Here is a 23,673-nt window from a genome sequence, read left to right as displayed (position 1 = left end):
GGCAGTCATGTCTGAAGAACTCAAGCTCAAGGTCGCCGAGGCTCTGCCAAAGGATGCTGGGCGCGGTTATGCTCGCTTAGATCCGGCCGATATGGCCAGGTTAAATCTGGCTGTCGGTGACATAGTGCAGTTAACCAGTAAAAAAGGCACCGGGATTGCTAAATTGATGCCGACTTATCCCGATATGCGGAATAAAGGCATCGTACAACTGGATGGTTTGACGCGGCGTAATACCAGCCTGAGTTTAGATGAAAAAGTGCAGATTGAACCCGCTTCCTGCAAACACGCCACACAGATCGTCCTCATTCCCACCACGATTACGCCCAACCAACGTGACCTGGATTATATCGGTAGCCTGCTCGATGGGTTGCCCGTACAGAAAGGCGATCTGCTGCGCGCGCACCTGTTTGGCAGTCGTTCTGCTGATTTTAAAGTCGAAAGCACCATACCTGATGGTGCGGTACTGATTGATCCGACCACGACACTGGTGATTGGCAAATCAAATGCTGTCGGGAATTCGAGTCATAGCACACAACGTTTGTCGTATGAGGATGTTGGCGGCCTTAAAAACCAGGTGCGGCGTATTCGAGAAATGATCGAATTACCATTACGCTATCCTGAGGTCTTTGAACGTTTAGGTATAGATGCCCCCAAAGGTGTACTGCTCTCTGGTCCCCCGGGATGTGGTAAAACCCTCATCGCCCGCATTATTGCGCAAGAAACCGATGCGCAATTTTTTACCATCAGCGGCCCGGAAATTGTGCATAAGTTTTATGGTGAAAGTGAAGCCCACTTACGCAAAATTTTTGAGGAAGCCGGACGCAAAGGGCCAAGTATCATTTTTCTGGATGAAATTGACTCTATTGCACCACACCGCGACAAGGTCGTCGGTGATGTAGAAAAACGTATCGTTGCGCAACTGCTCGCATTAATGGATGGTCTCAAGAATCGAGGCAAAGTCATTGTCATTGCCGCGACCAATCTACCTAATGCGATTGATCCCGCGTTGCGCCGTCCGGGACGCTTTGACCGTGAAATCAGCATTCCTATTCCAGACCGTGAAGGTCGCCGCGAGATTATCGAAATTCATAGCACGGGAATGCCGCTGAATGCTGATGTCGATCTGAACGTGCTTGCCGATATCACTCACGGTTTTGTCGGTGCCGATCTGGAAGCGTTATGCCGTGAAGCCGCGATGAGTGCGTTACGCCGTTTACTGCCTGAGATCGATTTCAGTTCGGCGGAGCTACCTTATGATCGTCTGGCCGAATTAACGGTGATGATGGATGATTTTCGTGCCGCCTTGTGTGAAGTATCACCGTCAGCGATTCGTGAGCTGTTCGTCGATATTCCCGATGTGCGTTGGGAAGATGTCGGCGGTTTGGATGACGTACGCCGTCGATTGATCGAATCCGTCGAGTGGCCTATCAAGTACCCTGAGCTCTATGAACAAGCGGGTGTTAAGCCGCCTAAAGGTCTGCTGTTAGCTGGGCCTCCCGGCGTTGGGAAAACGCTGATCGCCAAAGCCGTTGCTAATGAAAGTGGCGTTAATGTCATTTCAGTTAAAGGTCCGGCGCTGATGTCGCGTTATGTCGGTGATTCGGAAAAAGGTGTCCGAGAGCTGTTTCTCAAAGCTCGTCAGGCTGCGCCCTGCATTATTTTCCTTGATGAAGTCGATTCTGTGATTCCTGCCCGTAACGAGGGCGCTATCGACTCACATGTCGCAGAACGGGTGTTGAGCCAATTCTTATCTGAAATGGATGGGCTGGAAGAACTCAAAGGTGTTTTCGTTATGGGGGCGACCAATCGTGCGGACTTGATCGATCCCGCGATGCTGCGACCAGGACGTTTTGATGAAATAATCGAATTGGGCCTGCCCGACGAGGACGCCCGTCGGCAGATTCTGGCGGTGCATTTACGTAATAAACCGCTGGGTGACAATATTCATGCTGACGATTTGGCAGAACGTTGTGATGGTGCCAGCGGTGCAGAATTGGCCGCGGTGTGTAATCGTGCCGCATTAGCGGCATTGCGTCGTGCAATCCAGCAGTCTGAAGAGGCTGTTCTGAGCCCGTCAACGGTAGGAGAAACCCCTGTGGCGCTGACGGTACGCATTGAACAGCATGATTTTGCTGAAGTGATTGCCGAAATGTTTGGCGATGATGCATGACGATGAACACAGAAGCACAGACTGAGCAGGCCATTTATCTGTATGGCCTGACGTTGCCCGATTTAGCCGCACCGCCAATTTTGGGCGTTGATAATCAGCATCCGATTAATACACATCAATGTGCCGGATTGAATGCGGTGATTAGCCCAGTGGCACTCTCCGATTTCACGGGTGAAAAGGGTGAAGACAATGTACAGAATGTCACTTGGCTAACGCCGCGTATTTGTCGGCATGCGCAGATTATTGACAGCCTGATGGCCCAAGGTCCGGTCTATCCTTTGCCCTTCGGCACGCTGTTTTCCAGTCAGAACGCGTTGGAACAGGAAATGAAAAGCCGCGCTACTGACGTATTTGTGTCGCTACGTCGCATAACCGGCTGTCAGGAATGGGCACTGGAAGCGACACTGGATCGTAAACAGGCCGTTGACGTTTTATTCACCGAAGGTCTGGACTCCGGTCGCTTTTGCCTACCCGAAGCCATAGGCCGCCGCCATTTGGAAGAGCAGAAATTACGCCGCAGGTTAACCACTGAGTTGAGTGACTGGTTGGCACATGCTTTGACTGCCATGCAGAACGAATTACATCCTTTGGTACGTGATTTCCGTTCACGTCGGTTGTTGGACGATAAAATTTTGCATTGGGCGTATTTACTCCCGGTGGAGGACGTTGCCGCGTTTCAACAGCAGGTTGCTGACATTGTTGAACGCTATGAAGCTTACGGTTTTAGTTTTCGCGTGACAGGCCCGTGGGCAGCCTACAGTTTTTGCCAACCTGACGAATCATGAGCTTACTACTGTACGGCATTGTTGCCGAGGATACTCAACTGGCGCTTGAACCAGACGGTTCGCCGCACGCCGGTGAAGAGCCGATGCAGCTTGTTAAAGCGGCAACGTTGGCGGCGCTGGTCAAGCCTTGTGAAGCAGACGTCAGTCGCGAGCCCGCGGCAGCGTTGGCTTTTGGCCAACAGATAATGCATGTTCATCAACAGACCACGATTATTCCGATTCGTTATGGTTGTGTGTTGGCAGATGAAGATGCGGTAACACAGCATTTACTCAACCATGAGGCACATTATCAAACGCAATTGGTTGAGCTGGAAAATTGTGACGAAATGGGTATTCGGTTATCCCTGGCGTCGGCTGAGGATAATGCCGTTACTACGCCGCAAGCGAGTGGTCTGGACTATTTGCGGAGTCGAAAACTCGCTTATGCCGTACCTGAACACGCTGAACGGCAGGCTGCACTACTGAATAATGCGTTTACGGGGTTGTATCGCCGACACTGCGCGGAAATCAGTATGTTTAATGGTCAGCGGACTTACCTGTTGAGCTATCTGGTGCCACGAACCGGGTTACAGGCGTTTCGCGACCAATTTAATACTCTGGCCAACAACATGACGGATATAGGGGTTATCAGTGGGCCTTGGCCTCCCTATAACTTCGCCAGCTAATTTGTTAACGACAGGCTACCATGTCAGATAATCCTTTTGAACAGCAGTCAGAAAACCACTTTGAACTTCTTTACAACATGCTATTGGATGCAATTCCTTCTTCCGTGTTAATGGTGGATGAGAAACTGCATGTGGTTTCAGTCAATCAGAATTTTTTAATCAAGGGTCATCGCGGCAACCCGGATACAATTGGTCGCCCGTTATCGGACGTCTTTCCGAGCGTCATTTTGGAAAATACGGGTCTTGAAGCACATATCCGGGATGTATTCCGTAGCGGATTACCCGTTAATGGTCAGAAAATGACCTACCGTGCGCCAGGCGTACCGATTCGGATTTATTACTATTCTATTCTACCCATCCCCATTAACCAGATTATGCTGTTCATGGAGGATGTCACCGAGCAGGTTCGCCTGTCTGAAGAAGTCCATCGAGTAGAACGGCACCTCGCTTCAGTTGTAGAAAACGCCAGCGACATTGTTCTTTCGACCGATATTGAAGGATGCATATTGACGTGGAATTCAGCGGCGGAAAAGCTGTCAGGTTTACCCACGCATGAAGTCTATGGGCGATACTTTTTTGAGTTCTGCGATACCAACCAAAAGGAGGCGGTGCGTCTGATTTTCATGCGTATGAAGAACAGCAATGAATCACATACGACTGAATTTCATTTATTAACGCCTAACAATGGTGGCAGCATATTGATTTCCTGGGTATTTTCACCAATGAAGGATGACTATGGGCAAACGGTGGGCACCGTAGTTGTCGGTCGTGATTTGGCTGAACGTCGGAAATTGGAACTGCAATTACGTCAATCACAGAAGTTGACCGCGTTGGGCGTCATGGCGGGCGGTATCGCTCATGAAATTCGTAATCCTCTTGCTGTTTGTTCTTCAGCGGCGCAATTTTTGCTGGAAGACGAGATTACGGCTGAATTTCATAAAGAGTGTTCAAGAAAAATACAGACTAACATTCAAAAAGCCTCGGCCATCATTGAGAATTTACTCCGTTTTGCCCGTTCTTCCCTCGATACCGAAATGGTAGAGGTCAATCTGATCACGGTGCTGAAAGAAACTATCGACCTGATCGCCAACCAGGCCAAAGTGCAGAAAATTCAGATCCTGTTGCCGTTGCAAAAAGGAAATATATTGGTGTCAGGTGTGTCGGGCTTACTGCAACAGGTGTTCATGAATATTTTTCTTAATGCCATTAATGCGATGCCGGAAGGCGGTGTGTTAAGTATTGCGGTAGAGACCTTTGAAGACCGGGTTATTGTGCGTATTTCTGATACTGGCGTAGGCATTCCCGCCGGCGAGTTGGATAAAATTTTCGATCCGTTCCACACGTCTTCACCCGTAGGCCAAGGTACTGGTTTGGGTTTGTCCATTTGTTACAGCATTATCCAACAGCACCTTGGTTCCATACAGGCAGAGAGTTGTCTGGGTGAAGGTTCCACTATTATTGTTACCTTACCTATACTCTAAAATGATGAACGCACCCATTCTGATAGTTGATGATGAACCTGACATGTGTTGGGCCATTTCCCATATTATTCAATCACAAGGCATGAGTGTCATTACCGCTTACAGTGGGGAAGATGCTTGCGTTAAGCTGATGACCGGCAATTTTTCCTTTGTGTTTTTAGATGCCAAGTTACCGGATATGGACGGTCTGGAAGTGGCGCGTCGAGCCAGTACCTTGCTAGAGCGAAGACCGCGTGTAGTGCTGGTTTCCGGTTATCACTATTACGATGATCCGGTTATTCGCCATGCTATCGTTGAAGGCATTATCTGCGGTTTTCTGGCGAAGCCTTTTACCAATAAAGAGCTGCTGAAAACATTACAGACACTATCACAGCCGAGCGAGTAGTTGCGTCGCTAGCTTAATCAACGCTCTGCTTCTTCGGGGGGAATTACTGACACGCTGCACCTTAAAACGGGCATTATGACGATAGTGCTCGTTTTAAGGTGCAAATGGTGTTTTATCGTTAGCGTCGTTATTGAGTCACATGCACAGCAGGCCGTGCATTTTTGAGGAAACATCCCCCCAACGCACGTTCTAATTGTGCCGCCAATTGCAATAACACGCCGTCATTGGCCTGACGGGTCTGGAAATGCATTCCGAGTGGTACACCTGACTGTTGCCAGGCCAGCGGGATAGAGATGCCGGGCGTACCCGTGAGGCTGGCGAGCGGTGTATAGGAGAAGATATCCCACAGATCATAGAACCAGCCAAGCACATCGGGGTTATCGCTCAGTGTGAGGTATTTTGTCTCGCCCATCAACGGCGTCGGTTTTGAGAAGGTCGGCGTCAAAATGATATCCCACTGTTCATAGAAGCGACCCAGCGTGCGCGATGTGCTATTGAACACATCCTGCATTTTCCAGCGTTCGCTGTAGGACATATCAATTCCTTTCTGCCAGATCTTGATGTTGATCGGTTCAACCAGATCCTCAGGCGGTGCGGAAAGTCCTTTTTTCTCCAGCAATCGCTGGATAAATTGGGCAAAGTTACTGATATAACAGGCGGTCTGTGCCCGGAACGCCGCGTCGAAATCAATATCGGGCGTCACCCATTCCACCTGATGTCCCAGTTCCTGTAACAATGCCACCGTACGTTCCAGTTCGCTGACAAAATGCGGATCGGCGCTATACTGCCCCCATTGGTGGGACACCGCGATACGCAGTGAGGCCGGATCCTTTTTAATCATTTCGGTATAGGGTTCGTCGCTCTTCCAGTAGGGCATAAATTCCCCCGGCGCCCCTCCACGGCAACTGTCGATAAACAGGGCCGAATCTCTGACGGTGCGGCTGATACAGCCTTGTGTCGAGACGTAGCCGGTAATGTCAGATAGCCCCGGAGCAATAGAAAAAACACCTCGGGTGCTTTTAAGGCCAATCAACCCATGAGAACCGGCAGGAATACGAATCGAACCACCGCCATCGGTGGCATGGGCAAGGGGAACGATACCCGACGCGACCGATGCAGCTGCGCCAGCGGAAGAACCAAAGGTCGTATAGTTGGGGTTCCAGGGATTATGCGTGACATAAATATCAGGATTTTCCGCTGAACCACAGACGCCGAATTCTGGCGCGGTGGTGCGCCCGATGATATTCAACCCGGCATCGCGGATCTTTGTTGTAAGAAAGGCGTCTTCAGTCGATCTGTTACCCTTGAGAAATTTTGAGCCCTGTTCTTGCAGGCGTCCCTTTACCCCGGGTCCGAGATCTTTTATCAAAAAAGGCACGCCGCGAAACGGGCCATCAAGCCGGGTGCCGCCGGTTTCCGGCACGGTGATAGCATCATCGAACAGCTCTACAACAGCACTAATGTGAGAATTGACGTGAGCCGTAGCTTGCGCCGTCTGCTGCGCCAACTCCGCCGGCATGACATCCCCTTTTTTCACCAACGCTACCATTGCGGTCGCATCACATGCGGCCCATTCATCCCAGCTCATTACGGTCTTTATCATTACAGTATCCTGTACATGTCAAATTGAACGTTTTCGTTTCACTCAAGACGGTGGGAAATAAGGGTTAAGGCGTCGACGCCGCCTCCCAACGCGGCATGGCTTGCAGCAGACTGCGCGTATACGCCTGCTGTGGCGCAGCAAACAGTTCGGCAGTCGGCCCTTGTTCGATAATTTCTCCCCGTTGCATCACAATCAGCCGATCGCATAAACGGGCGGCAACACGTAGATCATGCGTGACAAACACTATCCCCAGCCCCAAATCGCGCTGGATCTCTTCCAGCAACGCGAGGATCTGTTGCTGCACTGAGACGTCCAACGCAGATACCGCTTCGTCTGCTATCAGCACCCGTGGTTGACACGCCAGTGCGCGGGCAATGGCCAATCGCTGACGCTGACCACCAGAAAACTGGCGCGGATAGCGAGATAACGCATCGCGCGGCAACCGCACCCGATCCATCAAGGTTTCCGCCAGTTCCCACGCGCTCTCTCGGCTCATACCGAAATTGATGGCCCCTTCGCAGATTGATGAGCCTACGGTGCGGCGGGGGTTGAAGGAACGGTTAGGATCCTGGAACACCATCTGCACCCGGGAACGCAGTGACCACAATTGGCGTTCCGAGCAAGATTGCACCTCTTTCTCTCCCCAGCGAATTACCCCCGCCGAGGGATCAATTAACCGCATCAGGCAGCGTGCAAAGGTAGATTTACCAGAACCGGACTCACCGACGACACCCACGGTTTCCCCATAGTGGACCGCCAGGCTGGCATCGTGCAGGGCCGCGACACTCTGGCTACGTCCTAACAGCGTGCGGCGGACGTAGCTTTTTGCCACCAACTCGGCACTTAACAGCGGCTGCCCACGCTGTTTGTCGCCTGTGCGACGCGGCACGCCATCAGGCACACAGTTGAGCAGCATCCGAGTGTAGGAGCGGGCCGGTTGGCGCAGCACCTGCATGGCATCTCCCTGCTCGATCACCCGCCCCAAATGCATTACCAGCACCGTGTCGGCAATCTCCGCCACCACGCCCATGTCATGGGTGATAAATAACACTGCACAGCCGTTCTTCTGCTGTAGTTCGTGGATTAGTCCGAGAATTTCTTTCTGAGTGGTGACGTCAAGCGCGGTGGTGGGTTCGTCGCAAATCAACAGACGCGGTCGCAGGATCACCGCCATCGCGATCACGATGCGCTGGCGCTGTCCACCGGAGAGCTGATGCGGGTAGCTGTGGTAGATGCGTTTAGGATCGGGTAATTGCACCTGGGCAAATATCGCCAGAATGGCGGTGAGACGCTCATTGCGCGATAACCGGCTGTGCGCACGTAACATCTCATCCAGTTGTTTGCCACAGGTGACCACCGGATTGAGTGCGGTCATAGGTTCCTGAAACACCATACCGATCTGCTCGCCGCGTAATGCTTTTAGCACGGACGATGCCGCATAACGCCCTTGATCCAGCAGCAGGGTATCCCCCAACTGTACCGTGCCCTGCTGCACAGTCAGTTCAGCGTCCAGCAGGCCCATCAGCGTCATAGCCAGCACTGATTTGCCGGAACCTGACTCCCCCACTACGCACAGGGTTTGTCCCGACCGCAGCGTTAAAGACAGATCTTCAATCGCATCAGCGCGATCCCCGCCAGAGGGCAGTGCCACCTGCAAGCTGTCGATCGTCAGCAGCGCCGGATCAGCTTTTGGCGTTAGTCGGGGGTCAAAATCGAGTGTGGATACGGCAGACATGGTTACCTCCGAATGACCGGCCATCAGACACGCCGGGCGAATTTAGGATCAAATACGTCACGCAGGCCATCGCCCAATAGATTAAATGCCAGTACCGCTGGTACCAGAAACAGCGCCGGAAATAGTACATTGCCGGGATCCTGAGCGAATTGGATACGTCCTTCCGACATGATGTTGCCCCAGGTAGGAATGTTCGCCGGTAGCCCCAGCCCGAGGAAACTCAGGATCGCTTCGGTCATAATGGCCGAGGCGGCGATAAAGGTGCCCTGTACCAGGAGCGGCGCCAGCGAGTTGGGCAGGATGTCGCGCCAGAGAATGGTGATGGATGGGGTAGCCATAATTCTGGCGGCTTCCACAAAAGGTTCGTCACGTAGGCTAACTACCAGTGAACGTACCAGTCGGGCCACTCGCGGCACTTCCGGGACGGCGATTGCCAGCACCACGGTGGACAGGCTGGCACCTAACATCGCTACCAGAGTAATCGCCAGCAGTACGGAGGGAATCGCCATCAGCCCATCGACAATGCGCATCAGCACCATATCCAGCCGACGGTAATAGCCGGCCAGCATCCCTATCAGGCTACCGCCCACCACCGCCAGCAAGGCTGTAGAAACCCCCACCAGCAGAGAGATGCGCGTACCAAACAGTACCCGGCTCCAGATATCGCGCCCCATGCTATCGCTGCCCATCAGAAAAAGATGGGGGATAGTGCTGCCATCCGCCAACGTCACGTCTCCACGCGTACCGGCCGCCACGGAAATAAAGTTATAATCCATGAGGGAGGGATCGAAGGTGCCAAGCATCGGTGCCAATCCGCCAAAGCATAACAACAATATCAGTACCAGCCCTCCCCAGCGGACCGACAGGTTACGCCACAGCGTTGTCAGTATATTCATTGCTTAGCCTCCTATATCAATCAACGCGTCAATAGCGAATGCGCGGATCGAGCACCAGATAACTGATATCCACCACCATATTCACCACCATATAGGCCAGCGCAAAAAACAGCACTACCCCTTGCAGCACCGGAAAATCGCGGTTGAGCACCGCGTCCACGGTCAACTGCCCCAAGCCAGGCACGGCGAACACCGTTTCGGTGACCACCACGCCACCCAGCAATAGCGCCGCACTGATGCCGATAACCGTCGCCACTGGTACAGCCGCATTGCGCAAGGCATGAGCAGTGACCACCTGCCACTCGTCGATGCCTTTGGCGCGAGCAGTACGGATATAATCTTCAGTGAGTGCCTCGCTAACCGCAGCGCGCGTCATCCGCGCGAGCAGCGCCACGTAGGTGATGGACAGAGACAGACATGGCAGGATCAGATGACGTAGCCAGTCCCAGAAACCTGCCGACAGCGGTTGGTAACCCTGTACGGGTAGCAAAGTGGTTTTTACGGACAGGAAATAGATCAGCACGTAACCGATAACGAACACCGGAATGGAAAAACCGGCCACGGAAAACGCCATTACCGCCCGATCCAGCCAGCCTCCCATGTGGCTGGCCGCCAGTGTGCCCAGCGGCACGGCAATCACCACGGTCAACACCAGCGTCAACAACGTCAGGGATAGCGTTGGTCCCAACCGCTGTTCGATCAGCTCGCTTACCGGCGTGTTGAGGAAAAAGGAGTAACCCAGGTCACCGCTCAGCATATGTTGGCACCAGATGCCAAACTGCTGCCAGAGCGGCAAGGTCAACCCCAGCTGGGTACGAATGCGTGCCAAATCATCACTGCTGGCGCCGTTGCCGCCGATGATGGCCGCCGGGTCGCCAGGGGTTAGTCGCACGATCATGAACACGATCACTGCTACTATCATCAGCACTGGGATCATGCCTAACAGCCGTTTTGCGATAAACACTAGCATAGCCACCTCCCGTCCGGCTTATTTGGCGCTCTTGCGGATATTCCAGTACACCTGTGCCCCGGCAGGTACGATGCCGCTGACGGAATCACGCACCGCAGCCGGAATCATGTACTGTCCCAACGGCACATGAGTAACGATCTGATAGGCGTAACTCTGGATCTCATGGGCGAGTTGCTGCTTCTGTGCATTGTCAGTAGCCGCCGCGAAACGGGCTTTCAGTTCCTCCAGATGTGGGTCGTTTTGCCAGCCGAACCATCCTTTATCGCCAGTGGCGTTCAGCATGGCGTTATTCAGTGGGTTCTGTACATCTTCCGCGCCCCAGGCACTGATAAAGGCATTCCATCCACCGGCGTTGGGCGCGTCTTTCTTCGCCCGCCGCGACACCAGGCTCGGCCAGTCCATATTCATCACCTGCACTTTGAATCCGGCCTGTTGCAGCATTTGCTGGGCGACCAGCGGCAGTTTGCCGATGGTTGTATTGTCGGTTGGGCGCAGCAGCACGATGGGTTCGCCTTTGTAGCTAGACTGTTTCAGCAGCGCTCTGGCCTTCGCCAGGTCAGCTTTACCCGTGAAAACCGGACCGGGATCGGAGGCATATGGCGTGCCACAAGGGAACAGGCTGGCACAGGTGCGATAGTATTTAGGCTGCCCCACCTGGGTGCGCAGCATCGGCTCCTGCCCGAGCGCCCACATCGCTGCCTGACGCACCTTTACGTCATTGAACGGCGGCTGAATGAAGTTGAAACGGAACATAAACTGAAAACCGTTAGGCTGCGTATTGATCAGCCGCACATGAGGTGTTTTGGCGAGTGTAGAGAGTTGTTCGAAAGCAGGTTGCTCCAGTATGTCCACCTCATTGGCCAACAGCGCATTCATTTGCGTTTGTGGATCGCGGATGATTTTCCATTCCACTTCATCGACAAATACCCGTTTGCCCCCGGCGGTACCGGATGGCGGCTCACTGCGTGGATGGTAAGCCGTATTCTTGCGGAACCACAGGCTTTCGCCCGGTCGAAAACGATCCGCTTCGAACACATAGGGGCCAGAGCCGACAATCTCCTTGATCGGCGTATCTGCCGGGGTATCAGCAATGCGTTTCGGCATGATGAACGGCACGTTCGATGATGGTTTCCCCAGTGCTTCCAGCACCGGCCCAAACGGAGTGCGGAACACCAGCTTGAAGGTCTTATCATCTACCGCTTCTGCATGGTCCAGCGCCCCAGCCATCAGGCCGCCTAATGTATCTCGCGCCATCCAACGCTTCAGCGAAGCGATAACATCGGCGCTGGTCACCGGCGCGCCATCGCTAAACGCCAGCCCATCGCGCAGCGTGAAGGTCCAGGTTTTTTTGTCATCGCTCACTTGCCAGCTTTGCACCATCTGCGGCTGAATCTTGCCTTTGGCGTCGGTACCAAACAACGTATCAAACACCATATAACCGAAGTTGCGACTGGAGTAGGCGGTGGTCCATATCGGATCCAGTACAGTGATATTGGACGCGGGTACAATGCGCAGGGTGTTGGCAATGGCGGGTGCAGCGGAAAACCAGTGCATGACGGCGAGAGAAAATGCGCCAATCAACGGCAAATGGCGCCGGACACGGAGAGGGAAAATCGCAGGGAATACACTGTCATGCTTCATTGCCATGTCCTCATGTTGTCTAGTAAACGAATACACTATTTGCATTGATGCTTATTCGGAGCCAGTATAAGAGTCGACGCACTAGGCACATATATACAGTGGAAATAAAATATTTAATAACAGTGTGTTAGCCTTGCACTCTCAATATGCAATTAATTAAAAACTCATCATCGCAGTGCATTTATTGCACCAATAGAGAACAAAAAACAATCAAGTGAGGGCGGCGTTAATGGGGCTTCTGGACACCACATCGACACAGCCACTGGTCAGACAGATCGTTGACCGTATCGCGGGGCAGATTGCCAAAAGACAGCTGGTGCCCGGCAGCAAGCTACCTTCCATCCGCCAGCAGGCGCGGTTTTTCAATGTCAGTGTGATGACTGTGACCAATGCATACAGTCGGTTGGTGGCGGAAGGGTTTCTTACGGCGCAGGCGGGGCGGGGATACTTTGTCAGCGCGTCGCTACCGCGCGGGGTGGGCGAAGCTGAACCGGGCAGCGGCGTCAAGGTGGATCGACTCTGGCTGATCCAGCGTGCATATGAAGAAGATAATGCGTTACTGAAAGCGGGTTGCGGCTGGATCCATCCGCAATGGCTGTACGGTGACGGAGTGCGTCAGGCGTTAACCCGGCTGGCGCGCAACAAAACCCACGGTTTGACGCAGTACGCCTCACCGCAGGGGCTGTTGCCGCTACGTCAACAGTTAGAGCAGGTGCTGGCCCGGCGGGACATCCATGTACCGGCTCGTCAAATCATGACCACCTCTGGTGCCACTCAGGCACAGGTTCTGCTGGTCCACTGCCTGACACGCGCCGGGGATACCGTGTTCGTGGATTCCCCAGGCAACAGCACCTTTTTTATTCAATTGCGCGCTTTTGGCCTGAACCTGGTCGGTATACAACGACGGCCTGATGGTTACGATCTGTCAGAACTGGAGCGGCAGTTACGCCGGCATCGTCCTAAACTGTTTTTCACTACCAGTCAGCTCCATAACCCCACCGGCACTTCGCTCAATTCGACCATGGTCAGCCGGCTGCTACACCTGGCGCAGACCTACGATTTCACTCTGGTGGAAAATGACATTATGGCCGGGTTGGCGCCATTAGGTACAACCACGCTGGCCAGTCAGGATCAGTTGCGGCGGGTGTGCTATATCGGCAGTTTCTCGAAAACCCTGTCGCCGGAACTGCGCGCTGGGTTTATCGCCTGCGACGAAACGCTCAATGAAAAACTGATGCTCTACAAGATGATACACGGGCTCACCACCTCGGAACTCACCGAGATGCTGCTGTGGTCAATGTTGACGGAAAAAGGCCTGAGCTCGCACCTCGGAAGACTCGCGGCCCGCCTGGCAGACGCGCAGCAGGCGGTATGCGACCGGTTTGAGGCCATTGGCCTTCATCTGTTCCATCGTCCCACTGGCGGCCCTTTTCTCTGGGCCCGTTTGCCGCGAGAGGTTGATCTGCTGGCGATGACCCGCACCGCCGCCGAGCATGGCATTCTGCTGGCGCCGGGTCACTTGTTTCACGTTGAGCCCTGTCAGGAACCCTGGTTGCGCTTCAACGTCTCCTATTGCCATCGCCCCGAGGTGTATGACTTTTTATCGCGGTATATTGAAGAAGGTTGATAGACGTTGTTTTATAACCGTTTATTGTGATCTGGTTGCCGGTAACGCGTGATTTATGAGCTTCGCAACCCTTCGGGCCATAGAGAATCTCCAGTGTTTGGAGCACGAGAAAATTCTACTGATGAATACGCTGCTTTTTCGGAGGGATTACCAGGGAAACCATCCTTAGCGACGCTGTTCAACCCGGCTTTTTATCAGCGCCAGAATCTCGGGTTTTTCCTCTGGCGATAAGGCCTGAAATGCCAGTATCAGTTCGGCCAGTTCATCATCGGCGGTATAAAAATAAGCTAATGGCACTTGCAGCACCTCTGCCAGCAGTTGAATCGTCTCAATATTGGCCTGATGTATACCTCTCTCATAGCGATTGATGCGCGTACTGGCGACAAACTCATCTATCCCGGCGTCAATACCAAGCTGTTTTTGCGAGAGTCCTTTGGTATTACGCGCCTGCTTAAGCCGTTGACAGAAAATGTCATGATAATTAGGTTTTGGTTTCATAACTACGATAATCGTAGTTTTTGCTTGAGCTAGATACTACGAATAACGTAGTCATGTTATTCGGATACAAATAAAAATGCCCTGAAAACAGGGCATTATGACATTCGGTGGCGGCGGGCGGAATTACTTGATATTCGGGGGATTGCTCATTGAGTAGCGGCCTAGACCATAACAAACTCAATAGGTTATCGAAAATAAACCGTTCAAAAATGCCTGTTTGCCCACCAAACTGCCCACCACTTGCCTATGGCTTTTACTAAATCTTAGTGGAGAGCAATGGAAAAACAGTGCCGTTTTTACGCTACTGTTAGAGGTAAAAAATAGCAGTTTTGAAAGGCTTTATCGAGTAAATTTTCAATACCCTCTCTATTGATGGATACAATAATATCCATTTTTTTGTTTTTTTCGCTATAATGGATATAACTGTATCCACTTGGTCGTTACGGATGAATTTTACCTTACTTGATGATACCGATGTGAGCCAAGCCTATGCTGCTTATTTGCGTGAGTTACGTAAGCGCGCAAAACTGTCACGAACGGCATTGGCAGAGCGAAGCTGTGTACCTGCGGCCACCATTAAAAAGTTTGAGCTGACTGGACAAATTTCATTTCGCCAATTGCTGTTGCTTTGGCAGACACTTGACTCGTTAGATAGGCTCTATCAACTTACACAACCTTGCAAAGAGCGTGTTGCTACACCCACTAGCATTGATGAGGTGCTAAAAGATGAGTTTTAAACCGATTCAGAAACTCACCGTAACCCGCACGTTAAGTTCAGGTGATCAGGTCGCTGTAGGGGTCTTGGCGCAGAATCGGCAAGGTGTTTTTTTTCAGTATGCAGACAGCTATTTGCAGCAGTTTGGCAATTTATCGCCTTTTACTTTGCAAGCGAATACGCAAGTTCAAGCTGCACCTAAAGAGCCGCACCAAGGTGTGCATGGCGTATTTGGGGATTGTTTGCCCGATGGTTGGGGTATGCTGTTGCAAGATCGTATTTTCCGGCAAAAGGGCATTCTGCCTAATCAATTAACAGCGATGGATCGGCTGGCTTTTGTCGGTGATAAAGGCATGGGAGCACTGTCTTTTTCTCCGATGTCTGAGTTTTCAGCCACGACGAACGCTGCCATTGATTTAGGAACTTTGGGTTTAGAAGCGCAAACGCTGTTCGATGCTTCAATGTCAGATTATTTGGATAACAACCACGATGATTTAGACGGGCATACTCAACAGGTGTTGGCCGCATTAGTCGCTGGTGGTAGTTCGGGTGGGGCAAGACCAAAGGCGCAGATTTATATGCCTGCCGGAGAAACTAAGCAATGCCGAACCTTTGCACAGCCAGGTGATGAAGCGTGGCTGATTAAGTTTACCTCGAAAAATCTAGCGCTCGGTCATGAAGAAGGCTTGTGTGAGGCGGTCTATTTGCAAATGGCCGAGCAATCAAAGTGCCAACCGCCAATTTGGCAACTCATTGAAGCGCCGCATACAAGCGGTGCGTGTGCATGGTTGGCGCTCAAGCGTTTTGATTATGTCGCTGAACATACCGATTTAGTCAGTACGCGCAGTTCAGGTCGCTTGCATATGCACAGCGGCTGCGGGTTGCTGGATGCAGACTTTCGAATGCCAAGTTTAGATTACATTGACTTGATCAAAGCCAGCCGACAGTTGTGTAAATCTCCAGCTGCTGGGCAGCTGCAATTTCGCCGTGCCATTTTTAACCTGCTGTCGTCTAACCAGGACGACCACAGTAAAAACTGGGCTTTTTTACAGTCGGATGACGGCCAATGGCAGCCCGCGCCTTTTTACGATGTTACTTATAGTCCGCATCCGTTTAACGAACACGCCACCGCATTTGGCGGTTATGGTAAAGCGCCACCGATTAAGGTAATGCAAAAACTTGCAGCAAGTGCTGGCTATGGGAGTTGGCATGATGCAAGGCTAGTCATTGAAGACGTCGCAGAAGCCATCAGCCAATTTACTTATCTTGCCCAGCAACAAGGGATCAGTAAAACAACAGTGTCTGCGATTGCTAAGACATTAGATCAGCGCAAACAGGAAAATGCAGCGCTTTTTCTATAACAATAAGAAGGGACAACAATGAAGCTCGGCCGAAACGATCCTTGCCATTGTGGTAGTGGTAAAAAATTTAAACGTTGTTGTATGAGCAGCGTTTCCAAGCAACATGCCCAAGTCTTCGATGATGTTGAAGCCATGCTGGCAATGAACCCAAATTTGAGCCTTGATGAACTCAACGCTGCTTTACAGCACAAAGTGCAGGACCGCAATAATCAACCTCATCCCGATTTTTGTGGCGTTACGCCAACGCAAATGGCCAATTGGCTTTATGCGCCTTTTGATGAATTACAGTGGGTGACAATCAGCACACCAGACGATCTTTCTTCCAGCCCGGTGATGCGCTATTTAGCGCTTATTCTTGATGAGGCCATGGCCCAAGAAGGCTCATTCAAAGCCACAAGTAAAGGTAACTTACCCGCTAAGTTAGTCAAACAGGCCAGTGATTTATTGCCTGAGTTTGCCATTGCTCAATTCGAACGTGACAGAAGTATCAGTGAGTTTGCGGGCAATAATGAAGATAAATTTAATGCCTTGCACTACACCAGAGTGCTAGCCGAAATTAGTGGCATTATCTATCGACGTAGCGGCCGCTACCATGTGAAAAAATCAGCGCAAAAACAGTATCAGGTGTTAGGTATACAGGCATTTTTCAAACCTATGTTAGAGGCCGCCATCAGCAAATATAACTGGGGCTATTTGGACGGTTTTGATTACGATGTCGACTTGCGAACCTTTTGGCTGTTTATGCTGTGGCGCATTCAGAGCCACAAACGTGTGGATCAGCTGATTGAAGAGGTTATAACAGCTTTCCCCGATTTACTGCTGGCATTCCCTACGGATGATTACTTCTCGCCAGAAAGAAACTTAAGCATGCTCATCGAATCACGATTTATGGAGCGATTTTTGCAGTTTTGGGGATTTGTGACCATTGACCCAAGGCGTTATATAAATGCTGAACCCGTCGCCAGAGTGGTTCAGGTACAGCCTTTGTTAAAACAAACTTTTCAATTCACCATTAGCGCATAGCAAGGTCATCGTGAGCGAATATCAATACTATAAATTCGAGCGTTTGGATGGGTATTTAGATGCTAAAGCGCGCCAGGCACTCAGAACCGTTTCAAGCCGCGCTGAGATCAGCGCTACGTCTTTTCAGGTGTATTACACCTACAGTGACTTAAAGGCGGAACCATCTGAGTTGATGTTAAAGTACTTCGACATCGGTTTTTACTATGCCGATTGGGGCTCAATCGATGCTTACATCAAGCTACCTGCCGGAACGCTCCCTGATGCGTTACTTGGCTTTTCAAGCGATGGGCTTCATGTTCGTCAAAGTGATGAGTGGCAGTTGCTGATCTTTTCCCTCGAGGAGTATGACGAATATTTTGACGATGAAAATGCTGACGACTTTTTCCAACATTTAGCCAGTTTACGCAGCGAGTTAATGCAAGGGAATTGGCGTCTTGTGTACTTTATGTGGCTCAAAGCGTTTGATTGTAATGACGAACTTGAGGAAATACCTTTAATTCAATTCGATTTTGAGCACCTCAGTGAAGAGGTGCAGGCGTTTGCGGCGCTGTATGATATTCCCTTAGCATTGGTTAAGGCACTCGCCATGGTGCTGAACGAACAACCAAGTCACCAAGCCAAACAAGCCCAGTTTCAATTTGATGCATGGCTCAAAAATATCACTGAAGCAGAGAAAAATGCTCTGTTACGCACACTCTTTGAACAAGGCCAGTTAACCCGTCACCAAGCCTTAGCGATGACGAGAAAAGAAGCTGCCAACAAAGATGAAGTCTATCAGTATTGGTTAACCCCTGACGTGATTTCTCCTTTCATCGAGCAAGCGCAAAGCCAATTACAGCAAGAGCAAGCCGCAGCGCTCGCAAAGAAAATGGCGCTCGAAAAAGCGGAAAAAGAAAAAGCGTTGATGGATATCTATAATCAGCGCGAGCGCTGCTGGCAGCAAGCACAAGAGCAAGCGGATCGAACTTGCGCCAGTGGTTACGATGCGGCATCACGCTATTTGCATCAGCTGAATGAAGCCTATCAGTTCAAAGGGGATCGCCCTGCTTTTGAACAGCGTTTTAAGTGCTTCGTTGTGGCGAATAATAGCCGTAAAGCGCTGTTAAACCGGCTCAAAGATCTACTTTAATAGGGCGTTCCGTTACGCCCCTTTCTGTAGCACAAACATCTGATACCCAAACTCGCCTAGGTAGCGTTCATAAATCGCAATTTCTTGCTCAATATCCGCAAGGGCGGTTGACGTTGGCATGCTTGCTCTTACTTTAGCAACTCGTACTTTGAGTGGTTGATAGTAATCGTGCCATGCTTGTTCACTCAGGGTGAAATGATCAATTACTTCAAAGCCAGCTTGGCGCATTTGCGCTAAGCGTTTTTCGATGGTTTGCATATCTGGGTATTCACCTGCCCAAAACGCTATAGCTTCTTGGTTTGGGGTGTCGGTTAACCATACCAAGTCACTGACTACCATGAAGCCGCTATCAGTCAGCAATTTCCGCCACTGGGTTAACGCTTGCTCGACACCCATTATGTAAGCTGAGCCTTCTGACCAGATGCAATCAAAGCTTTCAGGTGTAAAAGGCAGATCCGTCATGCTGGCACAGCTTAAGGTAACGCGGGTATCTAACCCCTGCTCAGTAAGGCGTTCACCGAGTTCATCAAGCGCACTTTGCTCGTTATCCACCGCCACAATCTGTGCTTGGGTGTGCTTTGCCAATAAACGGGTTGAAAAGCCTTTGCCACAGCCAATATCAATAATCTTGGTGGGTGTTGTTGGCAGCGTTAATAGCGCCTTTAGCGAATCGGCATCACAGCCCGGCCCCCATCGCTCTAGAGTTTGGAATACCATCATAAAGTCGGCCATGTATTGATCGTGTTCGTTCATATCTTTCGATAACCATTTTAAATGCAGGGCTTGTTGTTCATTAAAACCTTGCTGTTTTAACCAATCCAGATGAGCGTCTGGCGCTAATTTGTCGGTCTGTTGGTGCCAAAGGCGCAGTGAACCTTGCCCCAGCAAGGCAGCAAGTAACGCGCGAGCTTGCTGCTTTTGAGCTATTTCTGCGTCCAACTGCTGCAAGCGCTTTTCAAGTACCGCGCGCTGCACCTTGCTGTCTAAAAAGGATTTGCATTCCTTAAGTGTTAAGCCGCCCGCTTGCAGTTGTTGTAACAAATACAACTGCTGAACATTTTTATCGAAATAAAGCCGATAGCCGTTGGTTTGGCGAGCACCATGCAACAAACCTTGCTTCTCGTAGTAGAGCAAGGTTGAACGTGACAGCCCGACTTTTTCAGCTAACTCAGAAATGCGATACACAGATAAAACGTCCTTTCCGTTGATTTTTTACAATGGGGCGGCTGGTTCGAACAGGCCAGAACGCTAATGACGATAAACTATGAAGTTATAGACAGGTCAAATACTGTTAGCAAAAAAATATCGCTCAGTTTTGATTGGCTGAAAGGTTGTATGCTCACCCTTAGGTCTACAGATTGTTACCAATGAGGTAATGTTGTGTAGACCAGTACCTTGCACAAGTCTAATGGTAGGTCTACACTAAGTGACTTATTTGGTAATTTAGTGTAGACCTATGGCAAAATCTGATGAGCTACTAAACGTATTCGCGAAAGCGGTTCGCGCTGGTGGAGGCGTTCACAGTGCAACTGAGCTTGCTTTTATGTTGGGTGTGCCCTGTGGCCCTGCTTTTAGAAAACTCCTAGCAGATAGCGTAAAGAAGGGCTTGCTAAGACGGGTGGTGAAAGGGTTCTATGAAAGTATGATTACACCCCCTGAGCCTGAGACGGCTATTTATAAAATCATCAAAAAGTTACGTAGTGGGGTATTGAATTACATCAGCTTAGAAAGCCAGCTCAGTTATACCGGCGATATTTCGCAAATTGTGATGGGCAGGATCACGGTGGTGACTAAAGGTCGAAGTGGTTGTTTTGATACGCCTTATGGCGTGATCGAATTTACTCACACTAAAAGGCCAGTCGAACAAATCGCCCCTAATTTGTATTATGACCCCGACATCAAAATGTATCGCGCATTCAAAGAGCAAGCGATTGCAGATCTAAAGCACTGCCGCCGCAATCTACATATGCTGGAGAGCTAAGTATGGGGGAGCGTGTAGGAGATAAAGTATGCTGAAGCAACAAATTCGCCAAATCGTACAGTCAAACCCTGACTATGCAGCAGTCACGCCCGTGATAGAAAAAGAGATCTTGCATCATGACATTATGGACGTGCTGATCAAGCAAGGCGTTATGCAGCGATTAACCTTTATTGGCGGCACCTCATTACGCATGTGTTACAACAGCAGTAGGTTGTCAGAAGATCTTGATTTCAACGGTGGCCATGACTTCAAACCATCCGAGTTTGAGGGGCTGGAGTCCGAGATACAGACTTATATTCAAAATAAGTATGAAACTGAAGTTTGGGTAAACAAGCCCTCTGGCGAGCAGCAAGGGGATACCGTTTCGTGGAAGATTAGTATAGTGAAAGAGCCTAATCGTCCTGATTTACCAAGACAAAAAATGCATATTGACGTCTGTGCAATACCCTCATTCGATATCGAAAAGCGTCCGTTAATCAATCATTACGACATTGTTGTGCCGACTGAAGGCATCTTGGTTCCTGTTCAATCACTACAAGAAACACTGGCCGATAAGCTTATTGCGTTAGCGTATCGAGCAAGGCGTATCAAGCCTCGTGATATCTGGGATATTGTTTGGATTAAGCAGCGCGGGATTGATTTATCCAAGATATTGGTTGAAAAGAAACTAAACGCCCGACACAAGCAAACAGATGACTTTCGACAGGCGCTGTCTACTTCGTTAGCCAAGCTAATGTCGGAAGAGGAAGTACACAATGACTTCAATATGGAAATGAGCCGTTTTATCCCTAAGCAAATTAAAGAGAGAACCTTAGATAACCCAGAGTATTGGGCATACGTTCAGGGTGAGGTAAAAGCCATCGCGTTTGAGCTACTTCATGATTGCACACCAAAAAATCCATTTGATATGGGCTAGTTCTGAATATTCGAACTTCATAAACTAAGCCTGTTTAACTAGATGGACAAAATGATTACAAAGGTCTACAGATTGTTACCTATAGAGTAACTTTTTGTAGACCCATGACTGCTGCATTTCCCCGTTCAGTAAAACGAGTGGACAAGTTGCTCAACTTGCATTTCACACTTTTACGCGCATAAAAGTGCGTTATTTTGCATTTTTATGCGCGTAAAAGTGTGATTTGGCAGCTTGTGGTGTTCAGGGACTCGTATCATCGCCTTGGCCAACGCGCAAGGAAAACCTAAAAGTAGGATATTAATCCAATTATGGTCATTAAAATGGGAATATAGTCCTATTTGTTGCGCTTTAGAGTTGTTTGAATTTCAGAGTTGGACTATATTCCCATTAATGATTGAATAATGGGAATACAGTCCCTATGGTTGGTGATATGGCTAAGCGTGATTTACACAATGTACTGTTTCCAAAGCAGCGTAAAATCCTGACTCATTTTGGTGAGGACTTGTTGTTGGCGATGAAACGACGTGGTTTTACAAAAAAGCTGCTGTGTGAGCGCACTGGCTTTGATCATAAAACCGTGAACAAAGTCTTTGCAGGTGATCCGGGCGTTGCCATAGGCACTTACTTAAAAGTAATGGCCGTACTTGGCATGGAAAGCAACTTTGCGGAAATGGCCGCTCATGATGAAGTCGGTATCAAACTGCAAAACATAAAATTGCTGGAACGTTCAAGATGAGCCGTGAAATCGTCGAAGTCTATGCCGACTGGCAGCCAATCGAAGCGCCACTGCTAATAGGGCGGCTTACTTATAGCGACTCAAGCCGAGGTGGCGTGTTTAGTTTTGCCTACGATAAAGCGTTTTTAACCTCAGCCTATCGCTTGCAAATCGATCCAATCCTGACGCTTCACTCCGGTGAACTCTACAACGATGAAGCCGATAAAAACTTCCGTGCATTTCTCGATTCATCGCCTGATAGATGGGGACGTATTTTAATGCAACGACGTGCGGCCATTGAAGCTCGCAAGGGCATTCGAGCAACAAGTCGATTAAACGAGTTGGATTACCTGCTGGGTGTACATGACTCTTACCGAATGGGTGGTATTCGATTTAAGCGAGCAGGCTCGGATGCTTTCTTAGATGACAATGCTGAATTTGCTGCGCCGCCAATGGCTTCTCTGCGAGAGTTAGAGCACGCTGCAATGCAGATTGAAAAAGACGATAACATCGACAGTGACGAGTATTACCGCTGGTTGAAGATGCTGATTTCTCCAGGCTCATCATTAGGTGGTGCAAGGCCCAAGGCTTGTGTGACAGATGAACAAGGCCACTTGTGGATTGCCAAGTTTCCCAATCTAAATGATACCTTTGACGTGGGGGCGTGGGAGATGGTCTGTTATGAATTGGCTTTGGCGGCAGGTGTTGACATGTTTCCAAGTGAGATTAGGCAGCTTTCCTCTCAGCATCATACCTTTTTAACAAAACGGTTTGACCGCGACGGCGAGCAACGGCTGCATTTTTCATCGGCCATGACACAGCTCCAATACTATGATGGTGAACAATCTCAAGGTGCCAGCTACTTAGAGATTGCTGAATTTATTTCCAATTCTGGTGCACAAACAGAAGCTGATTTAGCACAGCTATGGCGTCGTATCGTGTTTAATATTGCGGTGTCCAACACAGATGATCACCTGCGTAACCATGGGTTTTTATTAACAAAGAATGGTTGGAAGTTATCACCAGCTTATGATTTAAACCCGATAGTTGGTAAGCACGGCCTGCATCTGAATATTACGGATGCAGACAACGCTTTAGACTACCAATTAGCCTTTGACGTAAAAGACTTCTTCCGACTTTCTCAAACCCAAGCCACGCAAATTTACGATGAAGTACTCATTGCAGTTAAGCAATGGCAAGCCGTTGCTAAGCGCCTGGGGATCAGCCGAGCCGAGCAAGCCATGAAAGCATCAGCGTTTAACGTTTAATGAGCAAGTGAAACTATCTTTTCATTTTCCAATGGATAAAGAAGTTATAGTTTCACTTTTCACCTTTATTCCTTGCGTCATTTGTTCCACCTAGCGGAGGACTGGGGGA

21 protein-coding genes are annotated in these 23,673 nt (G+C 50.0%); 14 read left to right on the top strand and 7 right to left on the bottom strand.

The features are described 5' to 3' along the window. The first annotated feature begins 7 nt into the window (after positions 1 to 7). Genes CWC46_RS01210 through CWC46_RS01190 form a run of 5 tightly spaced genes read left to right on the top strand, consistent with a single transcriptional unit; the run spans position 8 to position 5,486 of the window. Positions 8 to 2,170, top strand: a complete 2,163-nt coding sequence (locus CWC46_RS01210) for a CDC48 family AAA ATPase (RefSeq protein ID WP_021013987.1) — start codon at positions 8 to 10, stop codon at positions 2,168 to 2,170. After that, complete coding sequence (locus CWC46_RS01205) at positions 2,167 to 2,955, top strand: GvpL/GvpF family gas vesicle protein (RefSeq protein WP_021013988.1); 789 nt, start codon at positions 2,167 to 2,169, stop codon at positions 2,953 to 2,955. The genes CWC46_RS01210 and CWC46_RS01205 overlap by 4 nt, the downstream gene beginning before the upstream one ends. Further along, positions 2,952 to 3,620: a GvpL/GvpF family gas vesicle protein gene (locus CWC46_RS01200; protein WP_021013989.1), complete on the top strand. Its 669-nt coding sequence runs from the start codon at positions 2,952 to 2,954 to the stop codon at positions 3,618 to 3,620. Before CWC46_RS01205 ends, CWC46_RS01200 begins: the two co-directional genes overlap by 4 nt. Before the next feature lie 20 nt (positions 3,621 to 3,640). Further along, the gene (locus CWC46_RS01195; RefSeq protein ID WP_021013990.1) at positions 3,641 to 5,101 is read left to right on the top strand and encodes a PAS domain-containing sensor histidine kinase; all 1,461 of its coding nucleotides are present in this window, start codon (positions 3,641 to 3,643) and stop codon (positions 5,099 to 5,101) included. Position 5,102: 1 nt separating this feature from the next. After that, positions 5,103 to 5,486: a response regulator gene (locus tag CWC46_RS01190; protein ID WP_021013991.1), complete on the top strand. Its 384-nt coding sequence runs from the start codon at positions 5,103 to 5,105 to the stop codon at positions 5,484 to 5,486. A 127-nt stretch (positions 5,487 to 5,613) separates the two neighbouring features. Here CWC46_RS01190 and CWC46_RS01185 read toward each other — a convergent pair whose 3' ends face one another. The 5 genes from CWC46_RS01185 to CWC46_RS01165 form a co-directional block, all read right to left on the bottom strand. Further along, positions 5,614 to 7,089: an amidase family protein gene (locus CWC46_RS01185; protein WP_021013992.1), complete on the bottom strand. Its 1,476-nt coding sequence runs from the start codon at positions 7,087 to 7,089 to the stop codon at positions 5,614 to 5,616. Positions 7,090 to 7,153: 64 nt separating this feature from the next. Continuing rightward, the gene (locus tag CWC46_RS01180; protein WP_021013993.1) at positions 7,154 to 8,824 is read right to left on the bottom strand and encodes a dipeptide ABC transporter ATP-binding protein; all 1,671 of its coding nucleotides are present in this window, start codon (positions 8,822 to 8,824) and stop codon (positions 7,154 to 7,156) included. A 23-nt stretch (positions 8,825 to 8,847) separates the two neighbouring features. Continuing rightward, entirely contained in the window at positions 8,848 to 9,720 is an 873-nt protein-coding gene (locus tag CWC46_RS01175; RefSeq protein WP_021013994.1) for an ABC transporter permease, read from the bottom strand. Between the two features lie 28 nt (positions 9,721 to 9,748). Then, the gene (locus tag CWC46_RS01170) at positions 9,749 to 10,690 is read right to left on the bottom strand and encodes an ABC transporter permease (protein WP_021013995.1); all 942 of its coding nucleotides are present in this window, start codon (positions 10,688 to 10,690) and stop codon (positions 9,749 to 9,751) included. Between the two features lie 18 nt (positions 10,691 to 10,708). After that, positions 10,709 to 12,331: an ABC transporter substrate-binding protein gene (locus CWC46_RS01165; RefSeq protein ID WP_021013996.1), complete on the bottom strand. Its 1,623-nt coding sequence runs from the start codon at positions 12,329 to 12,331 to the stop codon at positions 10,709 to 10,711. Positions 12,332 to 12,560: 229 nt separating this feature from the next. Here CWC46_RS01165 and CWC46_RS01160 point away from each other — a divergent pair, with 229 nt between their 5' ends. Further along, positions 12,561 to 13,958: an aminotransferase-like domain-containing protein gene (locus tag CWC46_RS01160; RefSeq protein ID WP_021013997.1), complete on the top strand. Its 1,398-nt coding sequence runs from the start codon at positions 12,561 to 12,563 to the stop codon at positions 13,956 to 13,958. Positions 13,959 to 14,123: 165 nt separating this feature from the next. On the opposite strand, the gene CWC46_RS01155 is transcribed toward CWC46_RS01160, so the two are convergent. Further along, positions 14,124 to 14,456: a helix-turn-helix domain-containing protein gene (locus tag CWC46_RS01155; RefSeq protein ID WP_021013998.1), complete on the bottom strand. Its 333-nt coding sequence runs from the start codon at positions 14,454 to 14,456 to the stop codon at positions 14,124 to 14,126. A gap of 476 nt (positions 14,457 to 14,932) precedes the next feature. On the opposite strand from CWC46_RS01155, the gene CWC46_RS01150 reads away from it, so the two are divergent. The 4 genes from CWC46_RS01150 to CWC46_RS01135 are packed head-to-tail and all read left to right on the top strand — an operon-like array spanning position 14,933 to position 18,684. After that, a complete protein-coding gene (locus CWC46_RS01150) occupies positions 14,933 to 15,193 on the top strand; it encodes a helix-turn-helix domain-containing protein (RefSeq protein ID WP_425600135.1) in 261 nt (86 codons plus the stop codon). After that, entirely contained in the window at positions 15,183 to 16,532 is a 1,350-nt protein-coding gene (locus CWC46_RS01145; RefSeq protein ID WP_021014000.1) for a type II toxin-antitoxin system HipA family toxin, read from the top strand. The genes CWC46_RS01150 and CWC46_RS01145 overlap by 11 nt, the downstream gene beginning before the upstream one ends. Before the next feature lie 18 nt (positions 16,533 to 16,550). Then, positions 16,551 to 17,555 (top strand): YecA family protein, encoded by a 1,005-nt coding sequence (locus tag CWC46_RS01140; RefSeq protein WP_021014001.1) that lies wholly within the window; start codon positions 16,551 to 16,553, stop codon positions 17,553 to 17,555. A 10-nt stretch (positions 17,556 to 17,565) separates the two neighbouring features. Then, entirely contained in the window at positions 17,566 to 18,684 is a 1,119-nt protein-coding gene (locus tag CWC46_RS01135; RefSeq protein ID WP_021014002.1) for a hypothetical protein, read from the top strand. A 12-nt stretch (positions 18,685 to 18,696) separates the two neighbouring features. Here the strand turns inward: CWC46_RS01135 and CWC46_RS01130 are convergent, their stop codons facing one another. Then, positions 18,697 to 19,869 (bottom strand): MerR family transcriptional regulator, encoded by a 1,173-nt coding sequence (locus CWC46_RS01130; protein ID WP_021014003.1) that lies wholly within the window; start codon positions 19,867 to 19,869, stop codon positions 18,697 to 18,699. Between the two features lie 271 nt (positions 19,870 to 20,140). Here CWC46_RS01130 and abiEi point away from each other — a divergent pair, with 271 nt between their 5' ends. The 4 genes from abiEi to CWC46_RS01110 all read left to right on the top strand — a co-directional run bounded on the left by abiEi (position 20,141) and on the right by CWC46_RS01110 (position 23,564). Next, entirely contained in the window at positions 20,141 to 20,665 is a 525-nt protein-coding gene (gene abiEi, locus CWC46_RS01125) for a type IV toxin-antitoxin system AbiEi family antitoxin (RefSeq protein ID WP_021014004.1), read from the top strand. A gap of 28 nt (positions 20,666 to 20,693) precedes the next feature. Next, entirely contained in the window at positions 20,694 to 21,581 is an 888-nt protein-coding gene (locus CWC46_RS01120) for a nucleotidyl transferase AbiEii/AbiGii toxin family protein (RefSeq protein WP_021014005.1), read from the top strand. Positions 21,582 to 22,011: 430 nt separating this feature from the next. Next, positions 22,012 to 22,317, top strand: a complete 306-nt coding sequence (locus CWC46_RS01115) for a helix-turn-helix domain-containing protein (protein WP_173861213.1) — start codon at positions 22,012 to 22,014, stop codon at positions 22,315 to 22,317. After that, the gene (locus CWC46_RS01110) at positions 22,314 to 23,564 is read left to right on the top strand and encodes a type II toxin-antitoxin system HipA family toxin (RefSeq protein WP_021014007.1); all 1,251 of its coding nucleotides are present in this window, start codon (positions 22,314 to 22,316) and stop codon (positions 23,562 to 23,564) included. Before CWC46_RS01115 ends, CWC46_RS01110 begins: the two co-directional genes overlap by 4 nt. The last annotated feature ends 109 nt before the right edge of the window (positions 23,565 to 23,673 follow it).

The organism is Prodigiosinella confusarubida, from assembly GCF_002847015.1.
Lineage (GTDB): Bacteria > Pseudomonadota > Gammaproteobacteria > Enterobacterales > Enterobacteriaceae > Prodigiosinella > Prodigiosinella aquatilis.
The sequence above is the reverse complement of the archived record's forward strand: the minus strand, read 5'-3'. Positions and strand labels throughout refer to the sequence as shown.